Source organism: Amycolatopsis sp. NPDC045836, from assembly GCF_056431745.1.
In genome coordinates, this window is record NZ_JBWKKF010000002.1 from 389,015 (window position 1) to 411,570 (window position 22,556).

The 22,556-nt window shown below is 70.8% G+C and carries 23 protein-coding genes; 14 read left to right on the top strand and 9 right to left on the bottom strand.

Annotated elements, in window-relative coordinates; all coding sequences use genetic code 11:
- The first annotated feature begins 5 nt into the window (after nt 1-5).
- The 3 genes from AC07EG_RS04680 (at nt 6) to AC07EG_RS04690 (ending at nt 2,013) form a co-directional block, all read left to right on the top strand.
- Nucleotides 6-197, top strand: coding sequence for a helix-turn-helix transcriptional regulator (locus AC07EG_RS04680; protein ID WP_478251631.1), 192 nt, complete (start codon nt 6-8; stop codon nt 195-197).
- Complete coding sequence (locus AC07EG_RS04685) at nt 197-1,444, top strand: tyrosine-type recombinase/integrase (RefSeq protein ID WP_478251632.1); 1,248 nt, start codon at nt 197-199, stop codon at nt 1,442-1,444. Before AC07EG_RS04680 ends, AC07EG_RS04685 begins: the two co-directional genes overlap by 1 nt.
- A 149-nt stretch (nt 1,445-1,593) precedes the next feature.
- Nucleotides 1,594-2,013: a hypothetical protein gene (locus tag AC07EG_RS04690; RefSeq protein WP_478251633.1), complete on the top strand. Its 420-nt coding sequence runs from the start codon at nt 1,594-1,596 to the stop codon at nt 2,011-2,013.
- Nucleotides 2,014-2,076: 63 nt separating this feature from the next.
- Here AC07EG_RS04690 and AC07EG_RS04695 read toward each other — a convergent pair whose 3' ends face one another.
- Nucleotides 2,077-3,060, bottom strand: coding sequence for a hypothetical protein (locus AC07EG_RS04695; RefSeq protein ID WP_478251634.1), 984 nt, complete (start codon nt 3,058-3,060; stop codon nt 2,077-2,079).
- Between the two features lie 59 nt (nt 3,061-3,119).
- Here AC07EG_RS04695 and AC07EG_RS04700 point away from each other — a divergent pair, with 59 nt between their 5' ends.
- Nucleotides 3,120-3,764 carry a hypothetical protein gene (locus AC07EG_RS04700; RefSeq protein ID WP_478251635.1) on the top strand — a complete coding sequence of 215 codons (645 nt, stop codon included), beginning with the start codon at nt 3,120-3,122 and terminating at the stop codon, nt 3,762-3,764.
- Here the strand turns inward: AC07EG_RS04700 and lepB are convergent.
- Nucleotides 3,700-4,737 (bottom strand): signal peptidase I, encoded by a 1,038-nt coding sequence (gene lepB, locus AC07EG_RS04705; protein ID WP_478251636.1) that lies wholly within the window; start codon nt 4,735-4,737, stop codon nt 3,700-3,702. The two genes, AC07EG_RS04700 and lepB, sit on opposite strands and share 65 nt — an antisense overlap.
- Here lepB and AC07EG_RS04710 point away from each other — a divergent pair.
- Nucleotides 4,706-6,085: an FGGY family carbohydrate kinase gene (locus AC07EG_RS04710; protein WP_478251637.1), complete on the top strand. Its 1,380-nt coding sequence runs from the start codon at nt 4,706-4,708 to the stop codon at nt 6,083-6,085. The genes lepB and AC07EG_RS04710 overlap by 32 nt on opposite strands.
- A 378-nt stretch (nt 6,086-6,463) precedes the next feature.
- On the opposite strand, the gene AC07EG_RS04715 is transcribed toward AC07EG_RS04710, so the two are convergent.
- Nucleotides 6,464-7,306, bottom strand: coding sequence for a coiled-coil domain-containing protein (locus tag AC07EG_RS04715; protein WP_478251638.1), 843 nt, complete (start codon nt 7,304-7,306; stop codon nt 6,464-6,466).
- 92 nt (nt 7,307-7,398) lie between these two features.
- Between AC07EG_RS04715 and AC07EG_RS04720 the strand changes: the two genes are divergently transcribed.
- From AC07EG_RS04720 to AC07EG_RS04730, 3 genes are read left to right on the top strand one after another with little or no spacing between them, the layout of a single operon-like run.
- Complete coding sequence (locus tag AC07EG_RS04720; RefSeq protein WP_478251639.1) at nt 7,399-8,622, top strand: DUF445 domain-containing protein; 1,224 nt, start codon at nt 7,399-7,401, stop codon at nt 8,620-8,622.
- 48 nt (nt 8,623-8,670) lie between these two features.
- Nucleotides 8,671-9,897: a DUF445 domain-containing protein gene (locus tag AC07EG_RS04725; RefSeq protein WP_478251765.1), complete on the top strand. Its 1,227-nt coding sequence runs from the start codon at nt 8,671-8,673 to the stop codon at nt 9,895-9,897.
- A gap of 13 nt (nt 9,898-9,910) precedes the next feature.
- Entirely contained in the window at nt 9,911-11,221 is a 1,311-nt protein-coding gene (locus tag AC07EG_RS04730; RefSeq protein WP_478251640.1) for an alginate O-acetyltransferase AlgX-related protein, read from the top strand.
- Here AC07EG_RS04730 and AC07EG_RS04735 read toward each other — a convergent pair.
- From AC07EG_RS04735 to AC07EG_RS04745, 3 genes are read right to left on the bottom strand one after another with little or no spacing between them, the layout of a single operon-like run.
- Nucleotides 11,175-12,068 carry a metal ABC transporter permease gene (locus AC07EG_RS04735; protein ID WP_478251641.1) on the bottom strand — a complete coding sequence of 298 codons (894 nt, stop codon included), beginning with the start codon at nt 12,066-12,068 and terminating at the stop codon, nt 11,175-11,177. The genes AC07EG_RS04730 and AC07EG_RS04735 overlap by 47 nt on opposite strands.
- Nucleotides 12,069-12,884, bottom strand: coding sequence for a metal ABC transporter ATP-binding protein (locus tag AC07EG_RS04740; protein ID WP_478251642.1), 816 nt, complete (start codon nt 12,882-12,884; stop codon nt 12,069-12,071). It lies immediately after the preceding gene.
- The gene (locus tag AC07EG_RS04745) at nt 12,881-13,876 is read right to left on the bottom strand and encodes a metal ABC transporter solute-binding protein, Zn/Mn family (protein ID WP_478251643.1); all 996 of its coding nucleotides are present in this window, start codon (nt 13,874-13,876) and stop codon (nt 12,881-12,883) included. The genes AC07EG_RS04740 and AC07EG_RS04745 overlap by 4 nt, the downstream gene beginning before the upstream one ends.
- 152 nt (nt 13,877-14,028) lie before the next feature.
- Here AC07EG_RS04745 and AC07EG_RS04750 point away from each other — a divergent pair, with 152 nt between their 5' ends.
- Nucleotides 14,029-15,129, top strand: a complete 1,101-nt coding sequence (locus AC07EG_RS04750) for a LacI family DNA-binding transcriptional regulator (protein ID WP_478251644.1) — start codon at nt 14,029-14,031, stop codon at nt 15,127-15,129.
- Here the strand turns inward: AC07EG_RS04750 and AC07EG_RS04755 are convergent.
- Nucleotides 15,126-15,662, bottom strand: a complete 537-nt coding sequence (locus AC07EG_RS04755; RefSeq protein WP_478251645.1) for a TIGR03086 family metal-binding protein — start codon at nt 15,660-15,662, stop codon at nt 15,126-15,128. The two genes, AC07EG_RS04750 and AC07EG_RS04755, sit on opposite strands and share 4 nt — an antisense overlap.
- Before the next feature lie 76 nt (nt 15,663-15,738).
- On the opposite strand from AC07EG_RS04755, the gene AC07EG_RS04760 reads away from it, so the two are divergent.
- Together AC07EG_RS04760 and AC07EG_RS04765 are read left to right on the top strand one after the other, a co-directional pair.
- Nucleotides 15,739-16,614, top strand: coding sequence for an HhH-GPD family protein (locus AC07EG_RS04760; RefSeq protein WP_478251646.1), 876 nt, complete (start codon nt 15,739-15,741; stop codon nt 16,612-16,614).
- Nucleotides 16,615-16,800: 186 nt separating this feature from the next.
- A complete protein-coding gene (locus tag AC07EG_RS04765; protein WP_478251647.1) occupies nt 16,801-17,850 on the top strand; it encodes a peptidoglycan recognition protein family protein in 1,050 nt (349 codons plus the stop codon).
- Here AC07EG_RS04765 and AC07EG_RS04770 read toward each other — a convergent pair.
- Nucleotides 17,840-18,604 carry an alpha/beta fold hydrolase gene (locus AC07EG_RS04770; protein WP_478251648.1) on the bottom strand — a complete coding sequence of 255 codons (765 nt, stop codon included), beginning with the start codon at nt 18,602-18,604 and terminating at the stop codon, nt 17,840-17,842. The genes AC07EG_RS04765 and AC07EG_RS04770 overlap by 11 nt on opposite strands.
- Before the next feature lie 14 nt (nt 18,605-18,618).
- Between AC07EG_RS04770 and AC07EG_RS04775 the strand changes: the two genes are divergently transcribed.
- The 3 genes from AC07EG_RS04775 (at nt 18,619) to AC07EG_RS04785 (ending at nt 21,494) form a co-directional block, all read left to right on the top strand.
- Entirely contained in the window at nt 18,619-20,055 is a 1,437-nt protein-coding gene (locus AC07EG_RS04775; protein ID WP_478251649.1) for a M1 family metallopeptidase, read from the top strand.
- Nucleotides 20,056-20,355: 300 nt separating this feature from the next.
- Complete coding sequence (locus AC07EG_RS04780; protein WP_478251650.1) at nt 20,356-20,664, top strand: antibiotic biosynthesis monooxygenase family protein; 309 nt, start codon at nt 20,356-20,358, stop codon at nt 20,662-20,664.
- Nucleotides 20,665-20,666: 2 nt separating this feature from the next.
- Nucleotides 20,667-21,494, top strand: a complete 828-nt coding sequence (locus AC07EG_RS04785; RefSeq protein ID WP_478251651.1) for an SIR2 family NAD-dependent protein deacylase — start codon at nt 20,667-20,669, stop codon at nt 21,492-21,494.
- Here AC07EG_RS04785 and AC07EG_RS04790 read toward each other — a convergent pair.
- Nucleotides 21,478-22,401, bottom strand: coding sequence for an endonuclease/exonuclease/phosphatase family protein (locus AC07EG_RS04790; protein ID WP_478251652.1), 924 nt, complete (start codon nt 22,399-22,401; stop codon nt 21,478-21,480). The two genes, AC07EG_RS04785 and AC07EG_RS04790, sit on opposite strands and share 17 nt — an antisense overlap.
- Nucleotides 22,402-22,556 lie beyond the last annotated feature (155 nt).

Sequence of the window (22,556 nt, forward strand, 5' to 3'; positions counted from 1 at the left end):
AACAGATGGACAACGTGAGTAGCCTCGGGCGCCTGTGGACCGTGGAAGACGTCTCCGCCTACCTCGGCGTGCCGGTCAAGACGCTGTACCAGTGGAAGTGGCGCGGTGAGGGGCCGCCGGTCCGAAAGCTCGGGCGACACCTCCGATATGACCCGGCCAAGGTCCGCGCGTGGGTTGAGGGGCTGGAGGCGGCCTGATGGCACACATCCAAGACCGCTGGTACCGGCCTGCTGAAGACCCCGAGACCAAGAAGCCGGTGCTCAACGCGCAGGGCAAGCCCGTACTGGAGAAGACGGAACTCTTCGGCAAGGGCCTCCGGTACAAGGTGCGTTACCTGGACCCGGCTGGGAACGAGCGGAGCAAGTCCTTCCCGGATAAGAAGAAGCGACTCGCGGAGGACTTCCTTCACAAGATCGAGGATGAGAAGAACCGGGGCAGCTACCTCGACCCGAAGACCGGGAAGGTGCTGCTGCGGGAGTACGCCGACCGGTGGGTGAACAGCCAGAGCTTCGAGGAGTCCACTCGGGAGCTGACCGCCTACCGGATGCGGCTGCACCTGTACCCGTATCTCGGTGACAAGTTCCTCGACGGCATCACCCCGACTGACGTGCGGGAATGGGATCGCAAGCTCCAGGAGAAGCCGCTAGCGGCCAGCTACCGGCAGGTGCTGTTCATCCACCTTCAGACGGTGCTGAACGCTGCGGTGGACGACGAGAAGATCAGGAAGAACCCGTGCAACGCCTCGTCGGTGCGGAAGCCGCAGATCCCGCCTCGGAAGGTGGTGCCGTGGTCGAGTGAACGAGTCCATGCCGTCCATAAGGCGATGTCAGAGCGGTACAAGGTCACCGTGCCGCTCGGGGCTGGGCTCGGCCTGCGGCAGGGTGAAGTCTTCGGCCTGGCCGTCGATGACATCGACTTCGAGACCAGTGCAGTCACCGTGCAGCGGCAGGTCAAGCTCGTGCACAACAAGCCCTGCTTTGCACCGCCGAAGCGAGGCAAGACGCGAGAGGTACCGCTTCCTGACTCGGTGGGCAAGGCCCTGCTCGACCACATGGCCAAGTTCCCGCCGTTAACCGTCACGCTCCCGTGGAAGCACCCGGGCGGCGAGCTGGTGACGGCACGGCTGGTCGTCTACAGCCGGGAGCGCACGCAGGCTTGGCGGCCGGTGTTCAACCAGTGGACCTGGGGTCCCGCCCTGAAGAAGGCTGGCGTCGAACGCGTGCCGCGAGTGGACGGGTTCCACGCGCTGAGGCACTTCTATGCCTCGACCTTGCTGGACGCTGGCGAGACGATCACCGCGCTGGCCAGCTACCTCGGGCACAGCGACCCGGCGTTCACGCTGCGGGTGTACACGCACCTGCTCCCCTCCAGCAAGGAGCGGACGTGCCGGGCCGTCGACGACGTGTTCGGCCCCGACTTGGGCAGTTTGCCCGGCGTGGCTTGACTTCTGCCATGCGGGAGATGCGCACACTGTTACCCATGGCATGGGAGTGGGTCGCACCTGCGGCTACGGTCCTCGTCGGCGCTATCGCAACGACGGGGACCGTACTCGTTGCGCGCATCGGACGGCGACACGCCGAGCAGGTGGCTCGGATGGCCTCCGAGACCAACTTACGTATCAGCTATCAAGACCGCCTAGCTGAGTGCCTGGTCGACGCTGTTGAAACGGTGATGCTCGGGACAACTGTCGCCAACTTCGTGTCTCCTCTGAAGTTACCGTCAGAGGCTCAGCCAAGTTACGAAGACATCCACCGCATGTATGCCCGCCTGTCGGTGTACACGCCACCGGAGGTACGGCAGGCATATGCGAACTGGATGCGGCTCTATATTCCCCTAGTGGTCCAGAAGGTCAACATCACTACAGAGCAGTACTTCGACGCGCACGAGCGGATGGCCAGCTCCCAACGAAGCTTCGTCGACCTCGCCAACGGCTTGCTGGTTCCTCATGCGTCGATACCAGACCGTGGGGCGGCTTCGACCACGAACCCATCGGGTCATCCCGAGACGGCCTGATCACGGCCTGGGCTGTCAGTTGATCTTCGTACTGGCAGCTCAGACCCGGTCTCTTGCCTAGTACTACCAGTTCTGAGCTCCACCGCGGCGGTGCGCGGCGAGCCCTTCGCCTACGCCCTGCCCGACGAAATACTCCGGCTGCCCGAAGAGATCACGAAGAACGCCAGCGGGCGGATCACCACCAGTGAGCAGGTGACGAGCCACGAAACCCGCGACCGCTACCTGATCAGCTCGCTGATCGAAGAGGCGATCACCTCCAGCCAGCTGGAAGGCGCCTCCACCGAACGGCGGGTCGCGAAGGAGATGCTGCGCTCCGGGCGTGAGCCCGCGACGACCAGCGAGCGGATGATCCTCAGCAACTACCACGCGATGACCCGCATCGGCGAGTTGCGGGAGGAGAAGCTCACGCCGGAGTTGATCTGCGGAATCCATCGGATCGTCACCGATGGCACCCTCGGAAACCCCGCGGCGTCCGGCCGGTTCCGGTTGCCGGGCGAAGAGTGTTACGAGCACCCCTTCGAAGACGGGAACGGGAGAACCGCCCGCGCGCTGTTCTACTGGTCGATGCTCGACCACGGCTCCTGGCTCACCGAATTCCTCACGGTCTCCAAGATCCTGCGCCAGGCACCGGGCCGGTACGCGCGCGGTTTCCTGCACACCGAACAGGACGCCAACGACCTGACCCACTTCTTCCGCTACCACCTCGACGTGAGCAAGCGGGCGATCGAGGGCCCGCAACGACACCGGGCGTCCAAAGTGGAGGAAGCGCGCAAGCTCCAGCACTCCTTGGCCGGGTTGCCCGGCGAGTTCAACCACCGGCAGCTCGCCGCGCTCGGCAACGCGGTCAGCAATTCCGGGCAGAACCACACGGCGAGGTCGCACGGGCGCAGCCATCGGGTTTCCGGGGAGACGGCCCGCAAGGACCTCGGTCAGCTCGAGGCGCGCGGGTTTCTGCTGCGGGTGAAAGCGGGCAAGAAGTTCGCCTGGCTCCCCGTGCCGGGCATCGTCGGCAAGCTCGGGAGGCAGGGGGCTGGTTGCCCGCTCCACACCGGAATGAGAGGATCCTGGTCCGCCTGTCGACCGGCACCGGAAAGGAAAGCCGAGTTATGCCCGACCGCGTCGACGACTCGCCGCCGCTGGATTTTGCGCTCTACGGGCTCGGGGAGGCCTGGCGGGGTGCTCGCTGGCTGTCCGCGCTCGAGGGCCGGGCCGGTGAGCCGCTGTGGGCGGCCTGGTTGGGGCACTTCTCCAACGACGCCGCCGTCTTCACCGGATCGGCGAGCCGCAGGCGCCACGACGAACTCCACACCGCGCCCGGGGCGGACCGGCTCAGCCAGGTGGCCTTCACCGCCGCCTTCGCGATGTCCGACTTCACCCTGCCCAGCGCCGTCGACCAGCGGCCGGAGCCGGTGCTGGACGCGGTGGTCGGCGCGGCCGAGCACGCCGCGGCCAACCACAGCCGCTGGGAGAACGCCTCCTGGGAACTCGACGGCGACCTCCTCGCCGCGAAGGTCTGGCGCTTCGCCGGGGCCTGGTGCGCCTTCACCGACGCGCTGACCGACGAGTACCTGTTCGCCTACGGCATCGGCGTCGAACCGGACGAGCTGGAGTTCGCCAAGGTCACCGACACCCAGCAGTACGGCTTCTCCCGGCGCCAGCGCCTCGGCCCCGCCACGCTCGCCGAGATCAAGAAGCCGAATCTGCCGCGTCCGCTGCAACTGCACGAGGACCACCGGAAGCTCGTCTCCTGAGCACCATCGCCACCCCGGTCACCACCGCGGCGGCCCCGAGGCCGATGCCGGTGTAGATGGCCCAGGTGAGCGGACCCGGCGGCGTGTCCGCGGGGCGTGGATCGGCGAGCCCGGCGGCGACGAACGCCGTGGTCGACGGCAGGGGGCGGTCGCCGCCGCCGGCATCACGTTCGGCGACCACGCGGCCACGAACCGCTGACAACGGGAGCGCCGCCCTTTCCGGCGAGTCGGAAAACGCCCGTGAATCGAAAGCGTTGCCTCGATTGTCTCCCAGCAGGAACACCGAATCAGGCGGCACGGTCACCGAAAAGGGGAATGCCCCGCGATCCGGCCCGAGGTACTCCTCGGCGACGGATATTCCGTTCACGGTCATCCGGTCCCGCTGATCGCAGCAGACCACGGTGTCGCCGCCGAGACCGATCACCCGGCTGACCAACTGCCCCTCCCGCTGCCACGCGGCGGCGTCCACGACCACCACGTCACCCCGGCGCACCTCCCCCGGCCCGGCCAGCAGCAACAGGTTTCCCGGCGTGTAGGCCGCGCCCATCGAACCGTCCTCGGCGCCGGTCCGCACCGCCTGGTCCGAACCGTCCAGGGCGGCGGTGATGCGCGGGTGCAGGTAGCCGTAGGCGACCAGCAGGCCGCCGGCGATCAGCAGGAGCAGCAGGAGGTACGGCGCACCCCGCCACCACCACGGCCGGAACCCCGACAATTCTTCACCAACCCCAACCACCGAATTCACCCCGCTCGAAGATCGCCAGCGAGAAAATAGCGGCCACCGGGAAAGAACGGTGAAGTCGCGACGAAACCGTAGCGAAAGTCTCAGGCAGCGCTCAGAAGGTTGCTTGCCCAACACATTGTTCAACCGGGCGCAGCCCGGCGTTTGGTCAGCCGGTTGCCGGAAAACCTGCGAGAATTGGCCTAAACGGCGATACGGCACGGTGAGTCCTCTGACCTCGATCACGATCGGCATCGGCGTGGCCACCCCGGGTACGGCGGGGGTGACGGCCCAGGCGGTCGCCGAAAACAGTCAGCTGCGCGCCTCGGCGCGGGTACCCCTGTCCGGCGGGGACCCCCGCACCTGGTGGCCCGCGGTCGAACGCGCGTTGTGCCAGGTCACCGCGGACCTGCCGCGCACCGAAATCGGCGCGGTGGCGATCGCGGCCACCCCGGGCACGATCGTGCCGGTCGACCGGCGCGACCGGCCGGCCGGACCGGCGCTGCAGCCGGACGACCCGCGTGGCGCGGCCCACAACCTCCGGGCCGCCGAACTCGGTGCGCGGCGGTGGCGGGCGCTCGGGCTGCGCCTGCCGTCGACGGCCGCGCTGGGCCGGGCGGCCTGGCTCGCCGAGCACGCGCCGGAGGCGGCGGGGATCCGGCATGTGCCGGAATTGCTCGGGACGCAGCTCACCGGGAAACGGGTCGCGGTGGACTCGGCGCACGCGCTGTGGACCGGTTACGACCCGCTCACCGGCGAATGGGCGCGCGAGGTGCTCGACGCCGTCGGGGTGCCGCCGAAGTGGTTGCCGAAGGTGGTGGCCCCGGCCACCGTGCTCGGTACCGTTTCGCGCACCACCGCCGCGCTGACCGGCCTGCCGAAGAACTGCCCGGTGGTGGCCGGGATACCGGTGGATCGCGCGACGCAGTTCGCCGCCGGTGCGGTCTCCCCCGGCCAGTTCGCCACGGCGCTCGGCTCGCGGTACGCGCTCGGCGGGGTGACCGAGGCGCTGGTGCCGGACCCCAGCGGGATGGTGCACAGCCACCGTCACCCGGACGGGTGGTGGTTGCCGGGCGGCAGCACGCCGAGTCCCGGTGCCGACGCGCTGCCGGACCTGGAGCGCCTGGAGGCGGCGGCCACCGCCCGCGGTCCGGCCGGCGTCGTGCTGCCCCCGGACTGCGCCGACCACACCCCGGGGGCGGATGCGGCGGACGAGGTGGAACTGCACCGCGCCCGGCTGGAAGCGGCGGCCTTCGTCGAGCGGCTGGCGCTGGACCACCTGCGGCGCCTCGGCATCGAGCCGGCGGAACCGTTGCCCGCCACCGGTCCGGCCGCGGAGAGTCTACTTTGGACCAAGATCAGGGCGACGGTGACCGGGATGGTGTTCCGCCTGGCGCCACACGGGGAACCGGCCTGCGGCGCGGCGGTGCTGGCCGCCGCCGGGGTGTGGCCCGGTGGGTTGCGGTCCGCCGGTGGGGGCACGCTGGTCGAACCGGTGGGGCCCGAGCAGGCCGCGCTGACGGCCTCCTACCACCGGTTCTGCAGCGGCCTGCACGAACGCGGCCTGATCGACGACGAACTCCACGCGGTCACCACGAGCTGATCGGCTTCCGCTCCCTGACGAGGGGTGGTTTCGGCTCGCTCACCACGGGCCGACCGCTGACGGCGTCGGCTCGCCCGATCGGGACCGGTTTCGCTCGCTCGACCAGCGACGGTTCCGGCCCGCTCACGGCGAGCCGACGCCCTCGGCTGGCTCAGGCGGAGCTGACCGGCGACGATCGCGACTCGCGAGGAGCTGCCGGTGCTGGCCCCGGCTCGCTCACCACGAGCTGATCGGGACGGCTTCGCTCGCTCGCGAGGAGCCGAACAGCAACGGCGTCGGCTCGCTCACCAGAAGCCGACCGGCGACGGCTTCGGGGCACTCAGGGGGAGCCGACCGGCGACGGCTCCCCCTCACCGGGCGCCCACCGACAGGGGCTCCTCACGAGGAGCTGATCGGGGACGGTTTGGGTGAGGGCTTCGGCTGGGCCGCCTCGGCTTCCTCCGGTTCCGCCGGGCCGAGCTGCTTGACCGCCTCCAGCACGGCGCTCTGCGCGGCGGTGATCCGTTCGGTGACCCGGCGGCGCAGGTCCAGCGCCAGCTCGCGGTCCTTGGTGGCGGCGGCGAGCTTCGCCTCGGCGTCGTTGAGGAGGGTTTGGGCGCGAGCCTTGATTTCCGCCTCGTGCTTTTCCAGGGCGGCTTCGGCTTCGGACTTGCGGGCGAGCAGTTCTTCGGCCGCCTTCTGGTCGGCCTCGTCGCGGCGGGCCTGCGCTTCGGCGTCGAGGCGGCGGCGGTCTTCGGCGGCGGCTTCGTTGAGCTTTTCGATTTCGGCGCGGCCGTCGGCGAGCAGCTGCTCGTGCTCGGCGGTGCGCTCCTTGGCCAGCTGTTCGGCGGCGCGGCGGGCGTCGCGGGAGTACTTGTCGGCTTCTTCCCTGGTGGCGGCGGCGTCTTCCTCCGCCTTCGCCCGCAGCTCGGCGATCTCCTCCTCGGCGAGCTGCATCATCATGCGGACGCGCTCGGCCATCGCGGAGGCCCCGGTGGGGCTCGCGGTCAGCCGGGCGAGGCCGTCCTTGGCCTCTTCGAGTTCCTTCTGCGAGTAGCTGAGCGCCTTGGACAACTCGGCGACCGAAGCCAGCGCCTCGTCACGTCCTCGCGAGGCGGCCCTCAGGTCGGCCGACAGGCGCGAAATGCGCTCGTCGACCTGACGCTGGTTGTATCCGCGGCGAGTCAGTTCGAACGGGGCGAGGCCGGGAGCCGGAGCCGGGGCGGTCTTGTCGGCAACCATTCGTGCACTGTAGTGACGCGGAGCCTCGCGGCCCATACCGCCATTTGGGGTATCGGCTACTGTTGCCGGGCGGCCAACGAGCGGAGGGGTTCGTGCGCGCCATTTTCGACGACATCGCCGCGCACTGGCACGTCTACGCGACGATGCCGCTGATCGCCGCGCTCATCGGTTACGCCACCAAGCGCGTGGCCATCAAGATGATGTTCAAACCGCTCGAATTCCGCGGCATACCGCCGTTCCTGGGCTGGCAGGGGGTCATCCCGGCGAACGCGCGGCGGATGGCGGCCACCGCGGTGGAACTGCTCACCAGCCACCTGGTGAACCCGCGCGAGCTGTTCGCCAGGCTCGACCCGGACCGGATGGTCGCCGAACTGGAAGAACCGCTGCTGCGGGCGGTCGAGTCCATCACCCGCGAGGTGCTCGAACAGCACCAGCCGAGGCTGTGGGAACTGCTGCCCGCCAGGGCGCAGCGGCTGCTGCTGAGCCGGATCCGCGCGCAGGCGCCGAAGGTGGTCGCCCGGCTGCTGCGCGAGGTCTCCGCCAACATCGACGACGTACTCGACGTCAACCACATGCTGATCGAGGCGATGGTCCGCGACAAGGCGCTGACCGTGCGGCTGATCGAAGAGGTGGCCCAGCCGGAACTGCGCTTCATCGCCCGATCGGGGATCTACTTCGGCTTCGTCATCGGGCTGGTGCAGTTCGCCGTCTGGGCGCTGACCAAGCAACCGCTGATCATGCCGTTGTTCGGCTTCCTCACCGGGCTGGTCACCGACTGGCTGGCGCTGAAGATGATCTTCTTCCCGCGCGAGCCGAAGGGCTTCGGCTTCTTCCGCTGGCAGGGGCTGTTCCAGAAGCGCCGCCGCCAGGTCGCCGAGGACTACGGCACGCTGATCGCCGACGAGGTGCTGACCGCGTCGAACGTGCTGGAGGCGGTGCTCACCGGCCCCAAGGCGGACCGGCTGTTCGCGCTCATCCAGCGCGAGGTGCAGCGCACCGTCGACGAGCAGGCGAGCATCGCGAAGCCGCTGGTCGCGCTGACCGTCGGCGGCCGGGAGTACCAGGAGCTCAAGCGCGCGGCGGCGGCGAAGGCGATCGAGCACCTGCCGGAGACCGTGCGGCACGTGGAGGAGTACGCCACCGAGGCGCTCGACGTGCGCAACACGATCGTGGACCGGATGCGCCGGCTGAGCCCGCTGGAGTTCGAGGGCATCCTGCGCCCGGCGTTCCGGCAGGACGAGTGGAAGCTGATCGCGGTCGGGGCGGTGATCGGCGGCATCGTCGGTGAACTGCAGGTGCTCCTGCTGCTGCACTGACCACCGGCCGCTAACGTGCACGCGGAACGAGCAGTGAAGGGGGACGCGGTGGACGCGGTGCTGGCCGATCTCGCCGAGCACTGGCCGCTGTACGCGGCGATCCCGTTCATCGCCGCGCTGATCGGCTACGTGACCAAGCGCGTGGCCATCGAGATGATGTTCCGGCCGCTGGAGTTCGTCGGCATCCGGCCGGTCTTCGGCTGGCAGGGCGTGGTGCCCAAGCACGGCGGCCGGATGGCCTCGGTGGCCACCGACCTGCTCACCGCGAACCTGCTGGACCTCAAGGAGGTCGTCGACCGGGTCGACCCGGACCGGATCGCCGCCGAGCTGGAGCAGCCGCTGCTGCGCGCGGTCGACGAGATCGCGCGCGACGTGCTCGCCGAGTACCACCCGCGGGTGTGGGAGGCCCTGCCCGCGATGGCGCAGGAGCTGGTCATCAAGCAGCTGCAGGCGTCGTCGCCGCGGGTGGTGCGGGAGCTGGTGCTCCAGATCCGCGAGAACCTCGACGACGTGCTGGACGTCAAGGACATGACCGTGCAGCACCTGACCAGGGACAAGGCCCTGCTGGTGCGGCTGATCCGGGAGACCTCGCGGCCGGAGATGACCTTCATCGCCCGCTCCGGCATCTACTTCGGCTTCGGGCTCGGCCTGGTGCAGGCGGTGGTCTGGGCGCTGACCAAGGAGCCGTGGGTGCTGCCGATCTTCGGCGGCTGCATCGGGCTGTTCACCGACTGGCTGGCGATCAAGCTGATCTTCGTGCCGCGTGAGCCGGTGCGGGTGCTGCCGAGGGTGGTGCTGCAGGGCAAGTTCCAGAAGCGGCGGGCCGAGGTCGCGCGGCAGTACGGCGAGATGATCGCGCACGAGGTGCTGACCGTGCCCAACCTGGTCGACGCCATCCTGCGCGGCCCGCGCTCGGACCGGCTGGTGGCCATGGTGCAGCGCATGGTGGCCAAGGCCATCGACGAGCAGACCGGCCTGGCCAGGCCGGTGGTGGCGCTGACCATCGGACCGGGGCGCCTGGCGGAGCTGAAGCAGGCGGCGGCCGAGCGGGCGGTGCGACGGCTGCCGGAGACCGTCCGGTACGCCGAGGGCTACCTGACGCAGGCGATGGACGTGGCGCACATGGTCGAGGAACGCATGCTCAACCTGACGCCGAGGCAGTACGAGAACCTGCTGCGCCCGGCGTTCCGGCAGGACGAGTGGAAGCTGATCGCGGTCGGCGGGGTGATCGGTTTCCTGGTCGGTGAACTGCAGGTCCTGCTCATGCTCCACTGAGTACGGTGGGGGCGTGTCCCGACGTCCCCAGCAGCTGCCCGCGGTGCACGAAGCCTGGCTGCCCCGCGAACACGCCCTCTACCGGCCGCGCCACAGCGGCCGCCAGCGGACGGCGTTGATCTGCGCGCTCGCCTTCTTCGTCACGCCGACCCTGCTCTGGGTGTTCGGCGCCCGGCCCGCCGAGATCGAGAACCACAGCCTCAAGTCCTTCCCCAGCTTCTCCGACGGCTGGGGCCTGGTCACCGACCTACCCGAATGGGCCACCGACCAGCTGATCTTCCGCAGCGGTGCGATCCAGGCCGCGGACGGCATCAGCCGCGCGCTGTTCGGCGAATCGGCTCCGCTGGACCAGGGCGGGGTGCCGAAGTCGGGGCCGCTGCCGGGCAGCCCGCCACCGCCCGCCGGGGAGCAGCCGGTCGGGCCGGGTGGGCCGACCAACGGCGACGCCGGGTTCCGCCAGGTCGTGGAGGGCTCGGACGGCTGGCTGTACTACGGCTACGACGCCGAGGCGAAGTGCGCGCCGACCCGGTCCATCGACGAGACCACCGGTCAGCTGGCCAAGCTGCGGGAGGCGGTGGAGTCGTCCGGCCGCCAGTTCGTGCTGGTGGTGGCGCCGGACAAGACCACGATGGTCCCGCAGCACCTGCCGTCGAGCTATCCCGGCAAGGACTGCGTCACCAGTGCCACCCCGCAGCTGTGGAACCGGGTGGTCGGCCAGGCGGGCGCGGTGGACCTGCAGCCGTACCTGCACGCGGCGCAGCAGAAGATGAACCGCCCGATCTACCCGCCGAACGACTCGCACTGGTCGGACGAGGGCGCGATCGTGTTGTCCCGCCAGCTCGCCGAAACCATCCGGCCGGGTGTCACCCGGTTGTGGCAGACACCGGTGTTCGGCGACTACACCATCGACGCCGACCTCCCGCCGCTGCTCGGCAAGCGCGCGCCGAAGACGAACACCAAGTACGAGCTGCGCCCCGACGGCGTGACCGACCGCGCCACCGAGCCGGTGGACAACATGGAACAGCCCCAGCGCCGCACGCAGCGGCCGCTGCCCGGCGTGGTCACCAAGAAGACGCTGCTCTACGGCGACTCGTTCACCAAGGTCAGCTCGCGGTACCTGAGCGCCGCGTTCAGCGACGTGACCATGCTCGCCTACCACAACCAGCGCAACGAGACCTCGGCCGCGGTGAAGGCGTTCGCCGATGCCGAGGTGGTGGTGCTGGAGGTGGTCGAGCGCGGGCTCGCCGCCGGGAACCTGCCGTTCCTGCAGGACGGGTTCATCGACTCGGTGCGGACGCAGCTGGCCGCGAAACCGATTCGCTGACCTGCTCCGCCCGCCGCGCGCGGCCGCGGGCGAAGGAGATGATCCGGCAGACGAGGTAGATCAGGAACGAGATCGCGGTGACGAACGCGCTGGCCGGGGCACCTGGCGCCAGCGAGAGCACGATGCCGCCGAGCGCGGCGACCTCGGCGAAGACGATGGCCAGCACGGTGGCGCGCAGCGGGCTGGCGGTCACCCGCGCCGCCGCCGCGGCCGGGGTCACCATCAGCGCGACCACCAGCAGCGCGCCGACGATCTGCACGCCGATCGCGGTGGCGATGCCGACCAGCACGGCGAAGACCACGGACAACGCCTGCACCGGCACCCCGCGGGCGAGCGCCACCGACCGGTCGACGCTGGCGAACAGCAGCGGCCGGTAGATCACCGCGAGCACCAGCAGCACCACCGCCGCGGCCAGCACCAGCACGGTGGCGTCGACCGAGTCCACGGACATGATCTGCCCGGTCAGGATGCCCATCTTGTTCGCCGCGCGGCCCGGGTAGATCCACAGGAACAACACGCCGAGGCCGAGCCCGAAGGACAGGATCGCGCCGATCACCGAGTCGCGTTCGGACTCCCGGCCGCCGAGCAGGCCGAGCAGCAGGGCCGCGGCCACCGCCCCGGCGAGCGCGCCGTACTCCACGCCGATGCCGAGCAGCAACGCACCGGCGGCCCCGGTGAAGGCGAGTTCGGCGGTGCCGTGCACGGCGAAGGACATCCGGCGCATCACGATCAGCGGGCCGAGCAGCCCGGCCACCACCCCGAGCACGGCGGCGGCGAGCAGGCCGCTCTGCACGAACGGCAGGCCGAGCAGGCGCTCGGTGAGCGCGAAGTCGAAGAGCTTGTCCATTCAGGAAACCTGGTCGGTGAGGTGGTGCGGTTCGTCCTCGCAGAGCGCGCTCTGCGCCCCGGCGACGTGGATCTGCCCACCGACGCGCAGCACCTCGACGTGGGTCCGGTACAGCTCGGACAGCGTCGCCGAACTCATCACCTCGTCCGGCGTGCCGATGCGGAACTCCCCGTTCACCAGGTACAGCACCCGGTCCACATAGGACAGGATGGGATTGATCTCGTGGGTGACGAACAGCACCGCGGTACCGGCCCGCCGCCGCCGCTCGTCGATCAGCCCGCTGACCACGCGCTGGTGCGCCAGGTCGAGCGAGAGCAGCGGCTCGTCGCAGAGCAGCACTTCGGGATCACCGACCAGCGCCTGCGCCACCCGGAGCCGCTGCTGCTCACCGCCGGAAAGCCGGCCGACGGGTGAGTTCGCGTACGCCTCGGCACCCACGGATTCGAGCGCGTCGGCGATCCGGCGGCGGCGCTTCGACAGTCCGAAGAGGCCGGTGCCCCAGCGGTGCCCGTCGAGGCCGAGGCCGACCAGGTCGGTGCCGCGCAGGGTCAGGCCCTCGTCGAGGGCGCGCTGCTGCGGGATGTAGCCGATGTTCGGATTGCTGCCGCCCGGGGCGTGCCCGGCCACGCGGACCGAGCCCGCGGTCAGCCCCTGCTGGCCGAGCAGCACGCGCAGCAGGCTGGTCTTGCCGGAGCCGTTGGGGCCGAGGATGGCCAGGAACTCACCCGGCCGCACGTCGAGGTCCAGGCCGGACCACAGGGTGCGCTCGCCGAAGCGCAGCCGCGCCCCGGCGATCTCGACGGCCGGTCGGGTCATCGGCCCAGCGCCGCGGCCAGCGCGTTCACCTCTTGGGTCATCCACGCAATGTAGTCGGTGACGCCGGCGGGCAGCGTTTCGGTCACGTCGACCACCGGCAGGCCGGCGCCCTTCGCGGTGTTGACCAGTTGCTCGGTCGCCGGGGTGACCGTCTGGGCGTTGTTGATCACCGCGTGCACCTGCTTGCCGGTGACCAGCTGGTTCATCGCGTCCTGCGCGGCCGCGGGCACCTCGGACTCCTCCTCGATGGCCTTGGCGAACTCCGGCGGCGTGGCGTCGGTGACCTTCGCGGTCTCCAGCAGGTAGTGCGCGAGGGGTTCGGTGGCGACCACCTTGCGGTCCGGGTGGGTGGTGCCGATCTGCTCGGCCTGCTTGGTCAGCTCGTCGATCCGGCCCTTGAACTGCGCGGCGTTCGCGGTGAACGCGCCCGCGTCGGCGGGCTGGAGCTCACCGAGCTGGGTGGCCACCTGGTCGGCGACCTTCGCCACGGTCGGCAGGTCGTACCAGACGTGCTCGTTGACCCCGCCGTGCTCGTGGGCGTGGCCTTCTTCGTGGGCGTGGCCCTCTTCGTGCGCGTGGCCCTCTTCCCCGTGCGCGTGCTCCTCGTGGCCTTCCGCCGCGTGGCCGCTGACGTCGAAGGCGTTCACCTTGCGCGCGTCCGGCGCCTGGTCAGCCATCTGGGTGAAAAACTCGTCGTAACCGCCGCCGTTGGCGAGCAGCAGCTTGGCGCCGGCCACGTCGGCCGCGTCCTCCGGGGTGGACTGGTAGGAGTGCGGGTCGCCGCTCGGGTCGTCGATGATCGCCTTCACCGACACCTTGTCCCCGCCGACCGCGCTGACCACGCTGCCCCAGACGTTGGTGGAGACCACCACCGGCACCTTTCCGTCGCCGGTCGCGGCCTGCTCACCGTTCCCGCAGGCCACCGCCCCGAAGGCGAGGGCGGCGACGGCCGTGGTGGTGGCGGCCAGGCGGTACGGGCGGCGAGGGGTCATGGTGGTTCTCCTGAACGGGGGCGGTTCGGGCACCGCGAGTAGCTAATGGAAACCGTTGTCGAATTCACTTTACCCCATCGGGTGAGTGGCGCAGATCAACTGTGACCGGGCACCCGCTTCACCATCGGGAACTGAACCGTTACGGTGACCGGATGGGTCGTCCAATTCGCACCAGGCGGCAGGCGACGCTGGCGTCACTGGCGGCCGAGTTGGGCGTGTCCAGGACCACGGTGTCCAATGCCTACAACCGGCCCGATCAGCTCTCCCCCGAGCTGCGCCGCCGCGTCCTGGAAACCGCGCGCCGGCTGGGTTACCCCGGGCCGGACCCGGTGGCCAGGTCCCTGCGCACGCGCAAAGCGGGCGCGGTCGGCCTGCTGCTCACCGAGAACCTCTCCTACGCCTTCCGCGACCCCGCCGCCATCGGGGTCCTCGAAGGGCTGGCGCTGGCCTGCGAGGACGCCGGTGTCGGCCTGCACCTGGTCCCGGCCAGCCCGGGCCGCGAGGACGTGGCGGCCGTGCACCGCGCCGGGGTGGACGGCTTCGTCGTCTACTCCGTGCCCGACGACGACCCGCACCTCGCCGCCGTGCTGCAGCGGCCGGTGCCCACGGTGATCGTCGACCAGCCGCGGGTGGAGGGCGTGGACCGGGTGGGCCCGGACGACGCGGCCGCCGTCACCGGACTGGCCAACCACCTGGTCGAACTGGGCCACCGCCAGGTCGGCGTGCTGTGCATGCGGCTGGCCCGCGAGCGCAACGACGACTTCGCCTCGGTGCAACGCCAGCGCGAGGCCCACTTCCACGTGCAGCGCACCCGCCTGGCCGCGCTGGCCAAGGCGTTCGAGGCGGTCGGCGTGGACTGGTCCAGCGTCCCGGTGGTCGAGCGCTTCGACCACACCGTGGACGACGGCGCCTCCGCCGCCCGGCAGCTGCTGGACGCGTACCCGCAGGTCACCGCCCTGGTGTGCACCTCGGACATCCTCGCCCTCGGAGCGCTCGCCGAAGCCGACCGCCGCGGCCTGCGGGTGCCCGCGGAGCTGACGGTGACCGGGTTCGACGGCATCGCCGAGGCCGAGCGGCACGGCCTGACCACCGTGCACCAGCCCGTGCTGGACAAGGGCAGGGCGGCCGGGAAGCTGCTGCTGGCCTCGGCCGAGCACGGCGCACCGCGGGTGATCACGCTGCCGACGGAGCTGAAGGTCCGGTCGACCTCCGCTCCGCCGCGCACCGCCGAGCAGATGTGGTTCGGCCCCTAGGCGACCCGCCCCAGCTGGTTCATCAGGCGGGTGGTCTCGTCGGCGTCGTCCGCCGGGCCGACCGCCGGTTCGAACACGCCTTCCGTGCCCGCCCCGCCGAACGGGCGCACGTAGTCGGCCACCCTGCGCACCAGTTCGGCATCGAGGGCCGGCGGTTCGCCGAGCGCGACGGCCAGATCCCAGCTGTGCACCACGACCTCGGTCAGGAAGAACGTGTCGAGCATGGTGCGCAGCGGCACCCGGCCGACCGGCGCGGCCACCTCCGCGGTGAAGTCGGCCTCCGCCAGGACCGCCTCCAGCCGGTGGCGTGCCCCACGCCACGCCGCCAGCGGATCGGCCTCGCGGGACTCCTCCCCCGCCGTCGGGAAATCGGCGCCGAGGGCGAGTTCGCCGCCGAGGCGCACCACGGCGATGACGTGCGCGGCCAGGTCGGCGATCGCCCACTTCGCGCAGGGCGTCGGCCGCTCCCAGCCGTCGGCGGGCACGGTGCGCAGCAGCTCTTCGAACCGGTCCAGAGCGAGCTCGGTGGTCATCTTCGTCTCCTTCGTCCACGACCTACACCGGCCCGACGAACGAGGGGACGGAAGACAGACCACTAAACTGCCGGCGATGTCCATTGATGCCGACACCCTGATCGACTGGTTCGACACGCACGCCCGTGACCTGCCGTGGCGGCACCCCGACCGGACCGGCTGGGGCGTGCTGGTCAGCGAGATCATGCTGCAGCAGACCCCGGTGGCCAGGGTCGAGCCGATCTGGCACGAGTGGCTGGCGCGCTGGCCGCTGCCGTCCTCGCTGGCCGCGGCCACCCAGGGCGAGGTGCTGCGGGCGTGGGGCAAGCTCGGCTACCCCCGGCGCGCGCTGCGGCTGCACACCGCCGCGGGCGTGATCGCCACCGAGCACAACGACGTCGTTCCGTCCGATGTGGACACCCTGCTGGCGCTGCCCGGCATCGGCGCGTACACCGCCCGCGCGGTGGCCACCTTCGCCTACGGCAAGCGCGCACCGGTGGTGGACACCAACGTCCGGCGGGTGGTGGCGCGCGCGGTGCACGGCGCCGGGGACGCCGGTCCGCCGTCGAACACCCGCGACATGGCCGACGTCGAAGCGCTGCTGCCGCCCGAGGAGGACCGCGCGGCCCGGTTCTCCGCGGCGTTGATGGAACTCGGCGCGCTCGTCTGCACCGCACGCGCACCGCGCTGCGCCGACTGCCCGCTGTACGCGGACTGCGCCTGGCAGCGCGCCGGGCGCCCGGCCTACGACGGCCCGGCGAAGGCGGTGCAGAAGTACGCGGGCACCGACCGGCACGTCCGCGGCCTGCTGCTGGACGTGTTGCGCGGCACCGAAGGCCCGGTGGAGAAGGCCCGGCTGGACCTGGCCTGGTCGCAGGCGGGCCAGCGCGACCGCTGCCTGGATTCGCTGCTGGTGGACGGCCTGGTCGAGCAAACCGCGCAGGGCTTGTTCGCCCTGCCAGGTGAACATTGATCTTTAGGCCAGATTCTCACATTTTCAGACCAAAGTTGGTTAACTGTTGTCTGGGCGGTCGCCGGGCGGTTACCGTGCCCAAGCGCACCCTGCGATGAACACCTGCGCACAAATGAATGATCGCCAGTAACCGATCTGGGCCGGTGGGCCTCGCGTACCGCCGCGCCCTGGCCGAGGGAGATCGACATGGCTGGAAAACCGGGTTTCGACCGACGAACCGCGCTCAAGGGCGGGCTGACCGTGACCGCGATCGGCGCGTTCGGCAGCTTCACCACGCGCGCCGCGAACGCCGCGCTCATGGCGCCCGAACCACCGATCCACACCACCGCCGACTGGGGTGCCCGCCCGCCGAGCGGTGCGATCACCATCGAGAACCACAAGCCCACCTACATCGTGGTGCACCACACCGTGGAGCCGGGCAACACCAGCGACTTCTCCAAGGAACGCGCGTTCGCGATCTCCAGGGCCATCCAGAACTTCCACATGGACACCCGGGGCTGGATCGACACCGGGCAGCAGTTCACCAACAGCCGCGGCGGCCACATCACCGAGGGCAGGCACGAAAGCCTGAAGACGCTGCGCGGGGGCACCAGGCACGTCCAGGGCGCCAACGTCGGCGGGTACAACAGCCAGGTCATCGGCATCGAGAACGAGGGCCTCTACGTCGACGTCGACGTGCCGCAGGCGCTGTGGAACTCGCTGGTGAAGCTGGTCGCCTACATGGCCGGTCAGTACGGCATCGGCACCGCGAACATCAAGGGGCACCGGGACTTCAACTCCACCGAATGCCCCGGCGGGGTGCTCTACGGCCGGTTGCCCGAACTGCGCACGGCGGTCGGCAACGCGCTCGGGGTCCCCGTCCAGCAGCCGGTGGAGTGGCCGCTGGTCAAGCCGGGCGAAACCGGGCCGAGGGTGCTCGCGGCGCAGCACCTGCTGCGTGACGCCGGCGTGCGGAACGTGCCCGCCGACGGCGTGTTCGGTCAGTCCACAAAGGACGCGGTGAGCGGACTGGCCGCGGCGCGCGGCATCGAACCCCACCAGTGCACGGCTTCGGCGCACGCCGACGAAGCCGGGTTCTTCGGCGCCGACATCTGGCCGCTGCTGGCCCGCCCGGTGAAGCCGGGCACGGACAGCGAAGCGGCCCGCGCGGCCGCCGTGCTCACCGACGCCGCCGGTGTCCGCAGTTCGAGCACCGAGCTTTCCCCGCAGGCGTGGAAGGAACTGCTCAACGGCTGAGCACTTCGGACAGGAACGCCTCGACCGCGCCCCGGTACGCCCGGGGCGCGGCGAGGTGCACCACGTGGTGCGCGCCGGGCACCAGCACGTGCCTGCCGTCCACCGCGCGGGCCGCGACCTCGGCCTGCTGCCCCGGCGGCATCGCCCCGAGCCCGCCCTCGACCACCAGCAGCGGGCACTTGATGGCCTCCACAACGGACCAGTAGTCGCGGACCCCCCATTCGGCGGCGATCTCGTACAGGTGCTCGAGGTCGGCGGTCAGGTGGAACCCGTCGCCCCGGTCCTCCACGCACTCGGTGAAGTAGTCGCCGAGGTCGCCGAAGAAGGCGCGGACGTGCGCCAGCGATTCGAACGGCACCGGCCAGGACTCGAAGTAGGCCCGCCACTCGTCCACGGTCTCGCCGACCTGGTCGGGCGCCATGTCCTCGGAGACCACCGCGCGCACCAGCTCCGGCGCGGTCGCCGCGGCCCCCCAGGCGTGCAGGCCGCCCATCGAGTGGCCGAGCACGATCGCCGGGCCCTCGTCCAACCACCTGATCGTGTCCAGCACGTCGTCGACGAAGCGCTCGGTGCGCCACGGCCCGGTCCGCGCGGCACGCCCGTGCCCGGCGGCGTCCAGCGCGATGACGTGGCCGTACGGCTTGAGCCACTGCGCGACCGTCCACCAGGTGCGCGCGCGGCCCATCAGGCCGTGCAGCAACACGATCGGCGGACCGTCACCCCCGAAGTCAACAACAGTGTCACGCTGGTCCATCTATGCTCCCGCCCATGCGCCGCCGCCAGTCCCTCGTCCTCTGTGGCCTGGTGCCGCTCATTATCGGCTGCACCCCCGGCAGTCCGGCCGCACCCGCGGCCACGCCACCGCCGCCCGGGGTGGCCGCGCCGGGCGCGCCGGGCGCGGGCGACCCGGGGTACCCGAACGACGGCAACGGCGGGTACGACGCGCTCGGTTACGACGTGTCGATCACCTACGACCCACCGGCGAAGCGCCTCGACGGCGACACCACCGTCACCGCGACGGCCACGCAGGACCTGAACCGGTTCAACCTCGATCTGCGCGGCCTCGACGTGGCTTCGGTGGAGGTCGACGGGCAGCAGGCGCAGTTCACCCGCGAAGGCGAGTTCGAGCTGGTGATCACCCCGGCGCAAACGCTTTCAACTGGGCAGGCGTTCAAGGTTCGGGTGCGGTACTCGGGGCAGCCGGGCAGTGGTGAGGAGGGGCTGGGCGCCGGCGGGTGGCACGAGTCACCCTCGGGCGGGGCTTACGTCGTGGGTCAGCCGCACTCGGCCGCCTACTGGTACCCGGTGAACGAGACGCCACGCGACAAGGCCACCTTCCGGGTGACCGCGCGGGTGCCGGAGGGCTGGTCGGTGGTGTCCGGCGGCGTCGAGGAGCAGACCGCCACGACCGGCGGCTGGACCACCTCCACCTGGCGTGACGACACCCCCGCGGCCAGCTACCTGACCACCGTCGCGATCGACCGGTTCACCTTCGACCGCAGCACGCTGCCCGACGGGAAGCCACTGGTGAACGCGTTCGCCCCGGGCGCGGAGGACAAGCGGTCGGTGGCCGCGCGCACGGCGGAGGCGGTCGAGTTCCTGGCCTCGCGCTTCGGCCCGTACCCGCAAACCGCGACCGGTGGCATCTACACCGACGACCGCATCGGCTACTCACTGGAGACGCAGGGACGGCCGACCTACGCGCAGTGGGCGGACCTGGAGACGGTGGTGCACGAGCTGGCGCACCAGTGGTACGGCAACTCGGTCTCGGTGCGCGACTGGTCGGACGTGTGCCTGAACGAATGCGTGGCCAGCTACAGCCAGTGGCTCTGGGCCGAAGCGAAGGAGAACGCGAACCTCGACGACCAGTACCGCTCGACCGTCGAGCGCACCCGGGAAAGCACCCGGCTGTGGTCGTCGAAACTGCACGAAGCCGCCCCCGGCGCCGAGTTCGACGGTGTCTACGACAAGGGCATCCTGGCCATGCACGCCCTGCGCCACACCATCGGCGACGATCCCTTCTTCGCGGTCCTGCGGGAGTGGCCCACCCTGCGCCAGAACGGCAACGCCACTTGGCGGGAGTTCGAGCAGTTCGTGAGCACGAAGGCCGGGCGCACCGACCTGGGCCCCTTCTTCGACACCTGGTTCCGAGGCACCACCCTCCCCGCCGACGCCCACCTCTACCCCGGCACGCTGCGCCGCTGACCCACCAAGCCACGCACCCAACTGGCGGCCAGAGCACCCACCCCCGCCAGAAGACACCCCCAGGCACCCAACCGGCAGTCGAGCCCACCACCACCAGAAGACACCCCCCGGGCACCCAACCGGCGGCCGGGCCACTCACCAGAGCCATCGCCCACACCCCCCACCCCGCCCCGGTCCCCAGCCAAAACACGGCGAAGACCTCGATGTCAAGGCATCTTTCCCGCCTTGACATCGAGGTCTTCGCCGCAGTCACAATGAGAAACCGGGGCGGCCGCGACCGACCCACGTACCCTGAACCCCATGGCAGTAGTCAAGATCAACGCAATCGAAGTCCCCGAAGGCGCCGGCCCCGAGCTGGAGAAGCGGTTTTCGGCGCGGCTGCACGCCGTCGACGGCCAGCCCGGCTTCATCTCGTTCGAGTTGCTGCGCCCGGTCGCCGGGGACAACCGGTACTTCGTCTACACCAAGTGGGAGTCCGAGGAGCACTTCCGGGCGTGGGCCGACGGCCCGGCCAAGGAAGCCCACGGCGGCCAGCGCAAGCCCGTGGCCAGCGGCGCGAGCCTGCTCGAGTTCGAAGTGGTGCTGAGCACCGAAGACCAGACCGGCTGACGGTGACCACCCCCGAAGCACGCGCCGCCGAGTGGATCAGCGGCGCGGACGCGCTGCTGGTCTGCGCGGGCGCGGGCATGGGCGTCGACTCCGGGTTGCCCGACTTCCGCGGCGACGAGGGCTTCTGGCGCGCCTACCCGCCGTACGCGCGCCTCGGCCTGAGCTTCGTCGAGCTGGCCGACCCCGCTCACTTCGGCGCGGACCCCGAGCTGGCCTGGGGTTTCTACGGTCACCGCCTGGCGTTGTACCGCGAAACCGTGCCGCACCGGGGGTTCGAGCTGCTGCGGAAGTGGGGCGAGGCCAAGCCCGGCGGCTCCAGGGTGTTCACCTCCAATGTGGACGGACAGTTCCAGGCGGCGGGCTGGCCGGCGGAACACGTCGCCGAGGTGCACGGGTCGATCCACCACCTGCAGTGCTTCGCCGGGTGCGGCGACCGCATCTGGCCCGCCGACGTCTCGGTGCGCGTCGACCCGGAGACCATGCGCGCGAGCCGCCCGCTGCCCGCCTGCCCGGACTGCGGTGGCCTGGCGCGCCCGAACATCCTGATGTTCGGCGACTTCGACTGGGTCCCGCACCGCAGCGACGGCCCGTTGCGGGCGCTCGACGAGTGGCGGCGCCGGTACCGGAACCTGGTGGTCGTCGAACTGGGCGCGGGCCAGGCCGTGCCGACCGTGCGCCGCTACGCCGAACTCGCCAGCGCGGCCACCGGCGCGCTGATCCGGATCAACCCGCGCGAGCCGGAGGTGCGGCACAACCGCGGCGTCTCGATCCCGCGGGGCGGCCTCGACGCGCTCTCCCGGATCGACGCCCTGCTCACACCGGCACGGTGAGCTGCGCGAACACCGCGTCGTGGTCGCTGGCCGCGACGTCGAACACCTGGTAGTCGCGCACCGCGACCCGGTCGTCGACCAGGATGTGGTCGATGGTCACCGGCGGTGGCAGCAGCTTGCCCGGCCACGTCGGCCGGAAGCCCCGGCCCAGCTCGTCCGCGGCGTCGGCGTACCCGGCGTCGATCAGCTCGCGGAACGACGCGTGGTCGAAGGTGGCGTTGAAGTCACCGGCCAGGATGCGCACCGGCAGGTCCGCCGTCGGCTCGGGCAGCCCGGCCAGCTCCGCCTTCCAGTCCGCCGCCGATTCGACCGGCGGGATCGGGTGCACCGCGACGACCTCCACCGCGCTGCCGTCACCGAACTCCACCCGCGCACCCGGTTGCTGCAGGATCGACGGCCCGGCCAGCCGCACCTCGGTCAGCGGGTACTTCGACACCAGCCCGGACCCCGCGCCACCCCGGATCGGGTGCAGCACCCGGTGCGGCAGCAGGGTGAACAACCCGGCGCGGTCCAGGTCCGCCACCATCGCCGGGCTCAGCTCCAGCAGGCTCAGCACCTCGACCTGGTGCGCCCGCACCAGTTCCACCACCGACTGCGCCTCCGCCCGGCCGACGAACAGGTTCGACGCCATCACCCGCAGGTCGCGCCCGGCCACCGCGGGCTGCTCCTCGGCGACCATCCGCGGCACCAGCACCGAAACCAGGGCGGCCACCAGCACCAGCACCAGCGCACCGGTCCTCCACCGCCGCAGCCCCAGCGCCAGCAGGCCGAGCAGCAACCCGGCCGCGGTCAGGTAGGGCGTCAACGCCAGCGCGGCGGCGGTGTACGCCCCGCCGTCGATGCCGAGCAGGCGCATCGCGGTGAGCACGACCAGCGGCACGGTGGCCAGCACCAGCGATCCGGTCACCACCCTCGACCTCGGCCTGACGCGTGGCGGCGCCTCCTGCTGATCGATCACGTCCGCCAGTATGCCCGGACCCGCTGACAGGCCCTGACAGCGCGCTGTGCGTGGAATACCAGCCGCCCCGGCGATGGTGGTCGGCGAGCGCGACACGTGAAGGA